This is a genomic window from Aquabacterium sp. A7-Y, assembly GCF_026153205.1.
Taxonomy (GTDB): Bacteria; Pseudomonadota; Gammaproteobacteria; order Burkholderiales; family Burkholderiaceae_C; genus Caldimonas.
Genome location: NZ_JAPFBW010000001.1, coordinates 335665 through 347799, shown reverse-complemented (window position 1 = coordinate 347799; position 12135 = coordinate 335665). Strand labels below are relative to the sequence as shown.

At 70.2% G+C, this 12135-nt stretch carries 11 protein-coding genes; 5 read left to right on the top strand and 6 right to left on the bottom strand.

The features are described from left to right. Nucleotides 1-50: 50 nt before the first annotated feature. The 3 genes from OOT46_RS01640 to OOT46_RS01630 all read left to right on the top strand — a co-directional run bounded on the left by OOT46_RS01640 (nucleotide 51) and on the right by OOT46_RS01630 (nucleotide 2769). Entirely contained in the window at nucleotides 51-1862 is a 1812-nt protein-coding gene (locus OOT46_RS01640; RefSeq protein ID WP_265401834.1) for a zinc-ribbon domain-containing protein, read from the top strand. 73 nt (nucleotides 1863-1935) lie between these two features. Then, on the top strand, nucleotides 1936-2175 hold the full coding sequence (locus tag OOT46_RS01635) for a hypothetical protein (RefSeq protein ID WP_265401833.1): 240 nt from the start codon (nucleotides 1936-1938) through the stop codon (nucleotides 2173-2175). 87 nt (nucleotides 2176-2262) lie between these two features. Then, nucleotides 2263-2769: a hemerythrin domain-containing protein gene (locus OOT46_RS01630; RefSeq protein WP_265401832.1), complete on the top strand. Its 507-nt coding sequence runs from the start codon at nucleotides 2263-2265 to the stop codon at nucleotides 2767-2769. Nucleotides 2770-2792: 23 nt separating this feature from the next. Here the strand turns inward: OOT46_RS01630 and OOT46_RS01625 are convergent, their stop codons facing one another. After that, entirely contained in the window at nucleotides 2793-3389 is a 597-nt protein-coding gene (locus OOT46_RS01625) for a hypothetical protein (protein WP_265401831.1), read from the bottom strand. Between the two features lie 91 nt (nucleotides 3390-3480). Between OOT46_RS01625 and OOT46_RS01620 the strand changes: the two genes are divergently transcribed. After that, a complete protein-coding gene (locus OOT46_RS01620; protein WP_265401830.1) occupies nucleotides 3481-4071 on the top strand; it encodes a nucleotidyltransferase family protein in 591 nt (196 codons plus the stop codon). Between the two features lie 157 nt (nucleotides 4072-4228). Next, nucleotides 4229-5608, top strand: a complete 1380-nt coding sequence (locus OOT46_RS01615; RefSeq protein ID WP_265401829.1) for a hypothetical protein — start codon at nucleotides 4229-4231, stop codon at nucleotides 5606-5608. 79 nt (nucleotides 5609-5687) lie between these two features. Here OOT46_RS01615 and OOT46_RS01610 read toward each other — a convergent pair whose 3' ends face one another. From OOT46_RS01610 to OOT46_RS01590, 5 genes are all read right to left on the bottom strand, one after another. Then, nucleotides 5688-6281: a hypothetical protein gene (locus tag OOT46_RS01610; protein ID WP_265401828.1), complete on the bottom strand. Its 594-nt coding sequence runs from the start codon at nucleotides 6279-6281 to the stop codon at nucleotides 5688-5690. Between the two features lie 230 nt (nucleotides 6282-6511). After that, nucleotides 6512-7162 (bottom strand): response regulator transcription factor, encoded by a 651-nt coding sequence (locus OOT46_RS01605; protein WP_265401827.1) that lies wholly within the window; start codon nucleotides 7160-7162, stop codon nucleotides 6512-6514. A gap of 64 nt (nucleotides 7163-7226) precedes the next feature. Then, nucleotides 7227-8288 (bottom strand): histidine kinase, encoded by a 1062-nt coding sequence (locus tag OOT46_RS01600; protein ID WP_265401826.1) that lies wholly within the window; start codon nucleotides 8286-8288, stop codon nucleotides 7227-7229. A gap of 17 nt (nucleotides 8289-8305) precedes the next feature. Continuing rightward, entirely contained in the window at nucleotides 8306-8692 is a 387-nt protein-coding gene (locus tag OOT46_RS01595) for a response regulator (protein ID WP_265401825.1), read from the bottom strand. After that, a complete protein-coding gene (locus tag OOT46_RS01590; protein WP_265401824.1) occupies nucleotides 8689-11952 on the bottom strand; it encodes a PAS domain S-box protein in 3264 nt (1087 codons plus the stop codon). Before OOT46_RS01590 ends, OOT46_RS01595 begins: the two co-directional genes overlap by 4 nt. Nucleotides 11953-12135 lie beyond the last annotated feature (183 nt).

The window sequence follows — 12135 nt, the reverse complement described above, 5'->3', positions numbered from 1 at the left end:
ACGCCGGGCCCACAATGGGCCGCTGAACCGCATTCAAGGAGGACAAGAACATGGGCTACGACTACAGCTCGGAAAGCAAGCGGCTGGAGCTTCCCAATCCCTACCGGCTGCAGAACCTGTGGCTCTGGCTGTGCGCAGCGCTGCTCGCTGGCGGCGGCGTGCTGTGCCTGTGGTGGAGCCGCGAGGCCTTGCAGGCCCAGAGCCTGCGACTGGTGCTGGCACCGCTGCTGGCCGGGCTGGCGCTGCTGGTCGGCGGGCTGCTGGCGGCCGGCGTTGCGGCGCGCCGGCTGCGCTTCTTTTTCGGTCGCGGCCGGCCGGCCTCGCTGGCGCCGGAACTCGCGGCCGGCACCACCGGCGGCTCGCCGCGCGCCGACATCTACAAGGACATGCTGCGCCAGGGCGGCCTCACCTATCCCGAGCCCCAGGGGGCGCTCGACGGCGTGCTGTACCACGCGGTGCCGCGGCTGATCACGGCGCCGCTGGCGGTGCAGGCGCTGGCGCAGCGGCACTTCTTCAACCTGGTGGCCATCCTCGCGACGACGCTGAGCTTCGCGGTCTCCTGGCTGCTGCTGGGCAACGACAGCTCGCGGCCTTGGATCGGCATGCTGTACTTCGTCTTTGGCGTGTTTTTCCTGCTCAAGCCGGTGCTGGGCGACCAGCGCGCCCGGCTGTCGATGGCCTCGGTGGTGGGGCTGGTCGCGGCTGCCCTGCTCGCGCCGGTGCTGATCGGGCTGGTGGGCAGCCGGCTGCCGTCGCCCGGCCTGTTTTCCTTGAGTGCCCAGACGGCCATCATGCTGGGCACCGGTCTGGTCGCCGTCTGCCTGGTGGCGCTGGCGGTGCTGGCCCAGGTGGGCGACCAGCCGAGCACGCAGGCCAGCGGCGAGCAGCTCAAGCTGTCCATGAACGCGCCGCCCAACCTGCTGCTCGACGAACTCGACCGCCAGCTGCAGCAGGGCTGGACCGAGCGCATCCCCAACCGCCGTTACGCGCGGCTGGAGCCCGTCATCGACCCTGGCCGCAGCGCCGGCCCCTTCGCCGGCGAGCTGATGGAGGAAACGCAGCCGATGCCGGTGGGCGGCACCGTCGCGCCCACGCTGTCCTCGGCGCTGGCGCACCCGCCGCACCGCTGGCTGGTGGCGCTCGACGTCTACGCGACGCTGCTGGTGGCGACCGCGGTCGGGCTGCTGCTCTACTTCGTGCGCGAGTTCGACGTCGGCGCCGCATGGCAGGACAAGCGCCTGTCGCTGGCCGGCACCTCTACCTTGCTGCTGCTGGTGGCCCTGTTCTGCTTCAAGGCCGCGCAGGCGCTGTGGGGCCGCTTCAACTTCGAGTCGGTCCTGATCTGGGTCGAGCTGGCCGGCACCTGGCAGCGCTCGCGTGTGGGCACCGGCAACACCTTGACGAGCCGCCTCAACACCGACAGCGAGATCGTGCGTACCGAGTCGATGACCTTGCGAGTCTGGCGGGCGCGCATCGAGTCGGTGGTGTTCGGCAAGGACGACCAGCGCCAGGTCACCGCCATGTTCTCCACCGGGATGGAGGCCAAGGATCTGGCCGCCCACCTCGCCGCCTTCGGACGCAGCCAGAGTGTGCTGGTGGCCACCGGCAGCGAGGAGGACCAGGCCCGCATCGCCGCGCTGAACCAGGGTGAACGCGCGCTGTCCGGCACCCCGGCGGCGGCCCAGCTGCACCACGACATCCGGGCCACCGCGGCGCTGGGCCAGGCAGCCCCGGCGGCCGAACCCGGCGCTGCAGCGGCGCCGCCCGCTGCCACCGGTCGCTTCTGCAGCGAATGCGGCGAGCCGCTGTCGCCCGGCGCCCGCTTCTGTGCGGCCTGCGGCGCGCGCGTCGCCCCAGGCTGAGCCCGCCGCTGCGCCCGGTACCCGGTCGGCACACCGTTTGCTTCGTGGTGGACGCGAAACCAAGGAGCCCGCGATGACAGCCCCTCTGCAGCCCACCGGCCACGAATCCTCCGAGCCGGCGGCCCCCCGCCCCGGCGGAGCCGCCGGCTCGCGCCCGGCCTCGCCAGACCAGCGCGGCTCCGATGCGTCGCTGGTGTCGGACAGTCCGCCCGGGCGTTCCGACGAAGACCGGTCGGCCCGGCGCATGGAGCGCCGCGGTCCCGGCTCGACCGGCGAGGACGTGCCCGAGCGCGACAAGTCGCTCGACGCCTGAGCCGTCCCTGCCCCCGGGCACCTCCGGGCGATCGGCCGCCGGCCCCGGCGTGCCCACTCCAATCACAACCCACGAAGGAAGACCCACATGGCAACTGCAAAACGCGCTGCGGCCGCCGCCGCCCCCGATGCCACCGAACTGCTGATGACGGACCACAAGAAGGTCAAGGCGCTCTTCAAGCAGTACAGGAAGCTGGCCGACGCTGGCGCGCCGGCGGCGCAGAAGCGCCAGTTGGCCCTCCAGATCTGCCAGGAGTTGACGGTGCACACGCAGATCGAGGAGGAGATCTTCTACCCGGCCGCGCGGCGTTTCCTCGACGAGAAGGACTTGCTCGACGAAGCCAGCGTCGAACACGCCAGCGCCAAGGACCTGATTGCGCAGATCGAGTCCATGCAGCCGCGCGAGAAGCTGTACGACGCCAAGGTCATCGTGCTGGGCGAGTACGTCGACCACCACGTCAAGGAAGAAGAGAAGGAGATGTTCCCGAAGCTGAAGGAAAGCGGCATGGACCTGCAGAAGCTGGGCAACCGGCTGCGCCAGCGCAAGGCGGCGCTGATGGCCGCGCTGGGCCACGGCGAGGAGGTCGAAGCCTAGGAGCGTGCTCCTGGTCGACTGAATCAGGCCGCTCTGGTGCGCTGCGGCAGCAGGCTCAGCCCGCTGTCGCGGTGCGCCACGCCCGAGGACCAGCGGATGGCCCAGAGGCTGCGCCCTCCCGGCACCGCGATTTCCTTGAACAGCTCGCACAAGGGCTCGCAGGCGTCGCCGCTGACCCCCGCGTCGCGCAGCAGCAGGCGGCCGAACGGAAACCAGGCCCAGAAGCGCTCGACGCGGCGCGAGCTGCCGCGGTGGATGCTGACCCGCAGCAGGCAGCCGAAGCGCTGCACCCGGAAGCTCAGGCGCGACGGCCCGATGCCATGCATCTCGGCCCCCAGGTCGATGTAGAGCCGGCCCTCGCGGCCGTACACGACCCAGCGCTGGCGGCCCTTGAACAGGCGCCTGAAGTCCAGCAGCCAGCCGTGCTCGTAGGGCAGGCGGCGCAGCTCGCCGCCGTGTGCCGCGTCGACCGCCTCGTAGGTGTCGATTTCGCTGCGCTGCATCTCCAGCAGACCGGCGATGGATCCTGAATAGGCGAAAAAACGCTCGCGCGCCCGGGAGCCGGCGGGCCGGGGTTTGCGGATGACGAGGGGCGGATCGAAGTGCACGGTGGGCGGCATGCTACGTGCGCCTTGCACCGCTGTGAAGGGGCGGCCCTCCAAAATGTCCGGACTCCCACGCAGCCGATATCCACGGACCAGGAGCCGCCCTATGCCGCCGCAGCCCTCCCCAGCCGCCCTTGAGGAACGCCTTGCCGCCATCGTCGGCGCATCGACCTGGTTCATGCCCGCATTGCGCGCCGTGCAGGGATTGGGTCTGGCGTCGTGGTGCATCGGTGCCGGTGCCGTGCGCAATCTCGTGTGGGATGTCCTGCATCGGCATGAGCGCCCCTCGTTCCTGTCGGACGTCGATGTGGCGTACTTCGACCGCGATCGCCTCGACCCCGAGCGCGACGCCGAGTTGCAGCGCCAGCTCGCGGCCACGCTGCCGGGGCTTCCCTGGGAGGTCACCAACCAGGCCGCCGTGCACACCTGGTTCGAGAACTGCTTCGGGCATGCGGTCGCACCGCTGCGGTCCCTGGACGAAGCGGTGGCGTCCTGGCCGGAATACGCGACCTCGGTCGGGGTTTACCTGAGGCAGGACCACTCGATCGGCGTGATCGCCCCGTACGGCTTGCAGGACCTTTTCGGCATGGTGGTACGGCGCAACCCGGCGCGCGTCAGTGTTGCCACCTATCGCGAACGGATCGAACGCAAGCGCTACCCTGAGCGTTGGCCGAGGGTGACCATCATTCCTGCCTGAGGGCTGCGGTCCGGCTGGACCCGCCTGCGCCGAGGACAACAGCCCCCCCTACCCAGGGGAGGCAGCCCGGGAGATGCCCTGAGCGCTGGCTACACTGCGGCGCATCCAAAGTGACAAGACCGCTCCAACCGTTATGGAGCCAGGCATCGGCGTTCGCATGAAAGTCCACCTTCCCCGTCCCCGTTCCGTCAAGGCGCTCCTGGCCGTCGTGCTCCTGACGATCTCGCAGCACGGTTCAAGCGGTGAGGCGTCGCCGGCCACGGCACTCGGCTTCAAAGGCAAGCCGGTCGGCTTGCCCGCGCTCAGGGCGCACGCACTTCGCGGCAAGCCCGTCGCGCTGATGCCGCGCGACGATGGCGGTCTGGTCGCGGTGAGCGAGGACGGCATCGCGGCGCTTCCCGCCGGCGCGCGAGGGTGGACCGCCTACGACGGCTTCCACCCGTCGCACCCGTCCTGGCCGCAGGACCTCGAGTCCGAAAAACTCCGGGTGGAGTGGAGCGCTGCGGCGCTTCAGAACCAATCGGTGGTGGCCGTGGCCTTGCTTCGCTACGAGAACTACATGCGCTGGGAGGCCCGCGAGATGCTGATCGCCCGGTATGACGGGCAAGGGCGCCACGACACCCGGTTCGGCCGTGCCGGCGTGGTTCGACTTCCTCTCGCGGAAAGCAAGGAGCGCCTCCTGATCCCGGCGACGCTGGCGGTTCAGGCGGATGGCAAGGTGCTCGTCGCCGGCTGGGCCATGGTGGACGACAAGGACCCAGCCCGGGTGTTCGTGTTGCGCCTCGGCGCCGACGGCATGCGCGACAAGACCTTCGGCAAGGACGGGGTCGCGCTGCTCGGCCAGGGTGAGGTCAGTTCGCAAACCCTGCCTGTCGGTCTGCACGTGCAAGCCGACGGCAAGATGCTGCTGATGGCGACAGGGCGGTCAGACGGAGTGCCGACGCCCTGGCTGCGCCGCCTCGACGCCACCGGCCAGGTGGACCGGACCTACGGGACGGACGGGCGTTTTGTGCTCGAAGGACTGGACGACCGCGCCTTCATTCCGAGCCGCCTGATCTTCTCTCCCCGCGACCATTCGTACCTGCTCGGGGGCATGATCGGCGACAACGGCACGGAGCCGCGCCACTGCGTCCTCGTGAAGTTGGACGGAGAGGGAAAACCGCAGACCGGCTTCGGCGACCGCGGGACCCTGGTCTTCTCGCCGGCCTCCGCGCAGGGATGTGCGGTCACGGACGCCCGGCCCACCGCCGACGGCGGGCTCCTCGTAGGCGGCTACCTGAGCTACGACAAGCCGCAGCTCGACTTCTACCGCTTCTTTTTCGTCCAGCGTTTCCTCGCGGCGGGGGCCCCGCCGGAAAAGAAAGGATCACGGCCGCAGTTCGTGGCGGGAAGCAGCAGCTTCGCGGGAGCGCCCTCGTTTCGAGGCCACCTCGCTCCCTACGGCAGCGGCGTGGCGGCCTTTTTCGACTGCGAGTCGCGTCTCGTCGACCACGCGTCCTCTTGTCCGGGCGGCAGCCGACTGAGTGTGCTGAAGTGAGGCCGGCGAGCGGTCGTCGTCCGGCGGCCATAAAAGCCGTCGAAACACGGTCCAGCCACCGGCCCGAGCACAGCTTGGATCACTTCTCGCCGTTGGACGAGAACTCCACATCGGAGACGACGTCGCCGGGTCCGAACGACACGATCAACGCCTTGTTGTAGAACTTCATGTTGAAGGCGTCGCCCTTGGCATGCGAATAGCTGTACAACAGCGTCTTGTCGCCTTGCTTCTTCACCACCGGATAGATCGCCTCGCCCGTGGGCCTGCCGAGCAGTTGCAGAACTTGTGTGCGGGTGGTCTTGCCTTTGACGAGGGCGCTCACCTTGGACTCGTCAAAGTCGGTCGCATCCTCGGCGAACGAACTGATGAATTCCTGGCCCACCAGCAAGTCATTGAAAGCCGAGAAGACCACCACGCGAGCCGGCACGACGCCAGGGTAACGGCCGGTCCCCGCCGCGTCTGCGTAGGTGTAATGCAGCGTCTTGAGCTTCTGTTCGTTCTTGATCGACTCGCCCACTTGATGGGGCTTCCCCATCACGCGAGTCACCTCAGCGGTGGTCGATTTGCCAACGGTCAGTGCCCCGGGGCCGGGACGTTTGAAGTCGGCGCCCGCGCAGCTCGACGACAGGACGGCCGCGGTGAGTGCGACGAAAAATCTGGACATCGTGTTCATGGTGGTTTTCGCTTTCGTTGGGGTGCAGCCTTCACTCTCCGAATTCCCTCTGCGGCTGCCATCGCGCCGGGTCTGCCGGAGCGCGGCCATTCTGCCGTTAAACACCAGCGGATTCCTGCCTCGGTCAAGGTCCTCTGTAACTTGCTCCATACCGGCTGCCCAGGCGCTCATGTGGCATCGCGGCGGCAGCCACGCGCCCCTTCGTGCACGCGCTGCATCGGGCAGCAAGACTAAGACTCGCGCGACGGATCGATCAGCCCGTGCCGGACACAGTACAGCGTCAGCCCGGCCACGTCGTTGATGCCCAGCCGCTCCATGATGCGGGCGCGGTGCACGTCGACCGTCTTCGGGCTCAGGCCCAGCTTGAAAGCCACCTCCTTGGTCGCCAGGCCGCGGCCGATCATCAGCAGGATCTCCAGCTGGCGTTCGGTCAGCAGTTCCTCGGGCGAGCGCTCCTTGGCCTGCAGCAGCTTCTGCGACACCTGCGCGCTGAAATAGGCGTGGCCGCGCATCACGCTGCCGACCGCCTGCTCCAGCTCCAGCGGCGAACTCTCCTTCAGCACATAACCGGACGCGCCCAGTTGCACCGCGCGCCGGATGAAATCGGGCGAGTCGTGCATGGACACCACCAGCACCTTGGGCGGCGGCTCCAAGGCACGCAGCTGGGCCAGTGCGGTCAGGCCATCCATGTCGGGCATCGAGATGTCGGTGACGACCAGCTCGGGCCGGATGCGCGTCACCGCCTCCAGCAGCTCGGAGCCGGTGCGGGCCTCGTACACGACTTTGAGGCCCTCCACCATCTCGAGCAGCAGCTTGAGCCCGGAGCGCACCAGGTCGTGGTCATCGGCCAGCACGGCCCGGATCGACGGGGTTTGGCTCACGGTCGGACTTCCTTTCTTTCTCTCTGTGTCTCTCTGTGCATTTGTTCGTTGGGGAAAAACCTGTCTAGGCGATGAACAGCTGCAGCACCGTGCCGCGGCCGGGACGCGAGCGCCAGCGGATGCGCCCGCCCCCCAGCTCGGCACGCTCGGCCATGCCGTAGAGCCCGAAGTTCCTTTCGCTGATGCCGCCGGCCAGGGTCTGCCTGACGTCGAAGCCGCAGCCGTCGTCGGCCACCGTCATCACCAGGCGCTCGGGGTCGACGAAACGCAGCCGCACGACCACCGAACTCGCTCCGGCATGGCGCACCACGTTGGTCAGCGCCTCCTGCAGCACGCGCAGCGCGACCGCGTAGGAGGGGCGGCCGCCTTCGCCTTCCTGCCCGCGCACCCGCACATAGCCGGTCGCGCCGCTGTTCTCCAGCCGGCGGTCCACCGTCGCCTGCACGGCGGCGCTGAAACCGAGCAGCTCCAGCTGCGCCGGGCGCAGGTCGAAGGACAGGCTCTTGACCTGCTGGATCGCCTCCTGCGCCATCCCCGCGGCACGCTCGCTGCAGTGCCGCGCCTTCTCGGGATCGCCGCTGCGCCCGGCGGCGTGCAGGTGGATCACGATGCCGGTCAACAGCTGGCCCAGCCCGTCGTGCAGGTCGCGGGCGATCAGAGCGCGTTCGCGCTCCTGCGCATCCACCACCCGCGCCGACAACACACGCAGGCGCTCGTAGGCACTCCGCAGCTGCTCGGCGGTGCGGCGGCGCTCCTGCTCCAGGGCACGCGCCTGCAGCACGCGGGTGATCACCGAGGGCAGCAGCGCGAGCTTGTCCTTGGCGACATAGTCCTTGGCCCCGGCACGGAACAACTGCACCACGGCTTCCTCGCCGATGGCACGCGTCACCACCACCAGCGGCACGTCGTGGCGCCCCTCGGCCAGCAGCGCCAGCGCGCGCTCGGCCGAGAAGCCGGGCATGCTGTAGTCGCACAGCAGCAGGTCCGGCTTCTCGGCCAGGCAGCGGCGCAGCCCCGGCTCGTCGGCAACCCGCTCCAGGACAGCGTCCATGCCGCCCCGCCACAGCGCCAGCCGCACCAGCTCGACATCGTCTTCTTCGTCTTCGATGCACACCATGCGCAGCATCCGGTCGCCTCCGTGCCTCAGTCGCGCCAGTGGCGCATCAGCTCGCTGATCACATCGGCCCAGCTGCGCTCGCCGTAGGGCTTGCGCACATAGCCGTCGGCACCCGATTCGCGCGAGCGCTGCATGTCGCTGTGCTGGTCCGAGGTCGAGAGCATCACGACCGGCACACCCGCCAGCCCGCGCACCGCGCGCAGACGCCGCACCGTGCCCGGTCCGTCCAGGCCCGGCAGGTTGACGTCCAGCACCACCAGCCCCGGCTGCACCACACCGCGCTCCAGGGCGTTGGCGCATTCCAGGCCGGACGCGAAGGTGACCACCGGCCGGCTCAGGCCCAGCGCGGCGATCGCCAACACCATCAGCTCGATCTGGTCCGGGTTGTCGTCCACCACCACCAGTTCCTTCATGCCACGTCCTCCTCGACGACGGCGACGTCCGACTGGCCCTCGGGCGCCAGTGGCAGACGCAACTCGAACACCGCTCCGCCGCCCTCGCGGTTGCGCCCCGAGATCTCGCCGCCGTGCAGGTGGATGATGCGCGCCACCGTCGCCAGCCCGACCCCGGTGCCGGCGAAGGTCTCCTGGCTGTGCAGGCGCTGGAAGGGCCGGAACAGCTTGTGCGCATACTCGGGGGGGAAACCGACGCCCTCGTCGGCCAGCTCCAGCACCACCTGGCCGCGCTCGCGACGCGCGGTGAACTCGAGCCGGCACACCGTGCGCCCCTGCGAGAACTTGGCGGCGTTGTCCATCAGGTTCTCCAGCGCCACCTGGATCAGTCCGCGGTCGCCCATCATCTCGAAGTGGGCCGGTGTCCAGCACTCGACGACCTGGGCCGGGTAACGCTCCTGGATGGTCTCGACCACGCTGCGCGCCAGCGCGGCGACGTCGAAGCGGGTGCAGCGCAGGGTCGAGCGCGACAGCCGCGACAAGGCCAGCATGTCCGAAATCAGCTCGTCCATGCGCCGCGCGTTGCGCAACACCCGCTCCAGGTAGTGCCGGGCCCGCTCGTCGACCTGGCCGGCCTGGCCGGACAACACGGCGTCGAGAAATCCCTTCATCACCTGCACCGGCGCACGCAGATCGTGGGAGACCGAATACGAGAAGGATTCGAGCTCGTCGTTGAGCTGACGCAGGCGGCTCGACTGCCGCTCCAGCTCGGTGATGTCGGTGTCCACCCCGACCCAGCTTTCCACCGTGCCGTCGGGCCGCAGCACCGGCGCGCCGACGCACAGGAAGCTGCGGTAGCTGCCCGAGCGCGAGCGCAGCCGCCGGTGCATGCGCATCGGGCGGCCTTCGCGCGCGGCCTCGGTGAAGGCGGTGTGGGTCGGCTCGATGTCGTCCGGATGCACCGCATCGAGCCAGCCCGAGCCCAGCCAGTCGCCCTCGGCCGGGCCGACCAGCTCGTACCAGGCCCGGTTGAGATAGGTCACGCGGCCCTGCGCGTCGGTCTGCCAGAGGATCTGCGGCGACAGGTCCGACAGCACCCGGTAGAGCTGCTCGCGCCGCGCCAGCGCCTCGGTGCGCTCCTGCACCGCCGCCTCCAGCTCGGTGTTGAGCCGCCGCAATGCATCCACCGCGTGCTGCTCGGCACTGCGGTCCACCGGGCACAGCAGGCGGTGGCCCGGGCCGTCGAAAGGCGCATCCTGGCCATGCAGGTCGACCACCCTCACCTGCCCCGAGGCGGTCTGGAGGCGCCAGCGCCGTTCGCCCGGCGGCGGGCGTCCGCCGCTGGCCTCCAGGTAGCGCCGCGCAGCGTCGCGCTCCTCGGCCGCATGCAGGTCGAAGATGGTGCGCTGCAGGAACTCCTCGCGGCTGTAGCCGTAGTCGCGGGTCGCCGCCTGGTTCACCTCGACGATGCGCAAGCTGGCAGTGTCGTAGGTCCACATCGGCAGCGGGTGGTGGTCGAACAGCAGGCGATAGCGCCGCTCGCTGTCGCGCACGCGCTGCTCGGCCTGGTGGCGTGCGCTGATGTCGCGCAGCACCAGCAGCCAGTGCACCTCGCCGCCCTGCGGCGCCATCACCGGGATCAGGTCGAGCTCGGTCCAGCGCCGGCCCTGGCGCAGCTGCAGCTCCACCTCCAGGCGCACCGGGCGCTGCTCGCGCAAGGCCTGCTCGAGCTGGGCGGCCTGCTCGCGCAGCAGGCCACGCTCGTGCTGGAACAGCTGTTCGTGGGCCTGCGCATGAGCCAGTCCCAGGCCCAGGTGCACCGCGTCGTAGGCCGGGTTGGCCCACAGGCGCACCAGCCGGCCGGGCGGCGCCGTGCGCGCCAGCAGCACCGCGTCGCCGGTCAGGAACAGCGCGCCCGACAACGCCTCGTTCAGCCGCGCCGCGCCATAGGCCTCGGTGATGTCCTGCACGGTGCCGAAGACCTGCTCCGGCCGGCCGTCGGCGCCCCGCACGTCCACGGTACCGCGCGCATGCATCACGCGCTCCCTGCCATCGGGCCGTACGATTCGATAGACCGTGTCCAGGTTCAGCTCGCCGCTGTTGAGGGCCTCGCTGCGGCGGCGGAAGGCCGCCAGGTCGTCGGGATGCACCAGACCCTCGAGCAGCTGCAGGGTCAAGGGCGTTCCCTCGGTCAGGCCGAACAGCTCGAAGGTGTGCCCCGACCACTCGATGCTGCCGTCGCGCAGGTGCAAGCGCCAGGAGCCGATGGCCGCGGTGCGCTGCACCTGCTCCAGGTGCTGGGCATTGCGGCGCAGCTCGGAGGCCAGCGCCGCCAGGCGCGACTGCTCGGCCGCCATCGCGCGAGCCACCGCGGCCAGCTCCGGGAGCCGCATCCGCTCGGTCAGCGCCATCGCCTGCTGGGGGTCGCCCGCGGCCTGCACCAGCCGCGCCACGTCGCGGCGCAGCAAGCGCTGGCTGTAGGCCACCAGCGCCGCGGCCAGCAGGGCCAGGCCCGCGGCGCCCATGCCCAGCGTGTAGCCGAGCCGGCCGCGTGCGCCGCTGCCCGGATCCGGCAGGCCGGGGGCCGCCTGCAGCACCAGCTCACCGACGGCGCGCCCGCGCAGGCTCAGCGGCAGGCTCTGCAGCGGCTGGTGTGAGGCCACCGGTCGGCGTGCCGGCATCGCGCGCGGCGCGTCGAACCATTTCACGCTGGTGCGGAACTGCCTGTCGAGCAGGGGGGCGTCGACAGCGGCGACGATCTGGGGGTCGAGCTCGACGACAACGCTGGCCGCAGCGCTGCCCCCGGCACCCGGGATCTCGTGCCGCAGCAGCAGCCGCCCGCTGTGCCGGCGCAGACTCCAGACCCTGCCGTCACCGGCATGCAGTGCCGGCAGCGGCGGCACCGCGCTGTGCCCGGGCTCGCCGTTGAGCGCCCCGCAGAGCGGCTCGCCGTTGCCGCGCAGCGCCCAGGCGCCCAGGAAACCCTTTTCGTTGCGCACCAGCTCGCCGACAAAGTTGGCGCAGTCGCGGCTGTCGCGCCTCGCCGCCTGGCTCATGTGGGCCGCGCTGAAGGCGAGCACCTGCAAGGCCTGCTCGAGGCGGCCCTCGATCAGCTGGACGCGGGCATCGGCCGCCTGCGCCAGCGCGTTGCGCTCGGCCTCGAGCTCGCCCTCATAGGTCTGCCACGCCAGCCAGGCGGCCGTGCCCAGCAGCGACAGCAGCACGCCGGCAGCCAGGCGCAGCAGCCACCGGTAGAGCGGCGGCTGGCTCGGCACGTTCATGAACTGCCCGCAGCCCGGGCCTGGCTGGACACCAACGGCTGCCCCTTGTTGAAAAAGCGAACGGCGTGCCGCCACGGCGGCCGCGGCGGGCTGGGGAGGCAGCCGCGACCCGGGGCTTGCATCCCTGGGCACGGCGCCGTCGTGTGGGCCACCCTGCTTCCGATGGGCAGCAAACGATGCTCC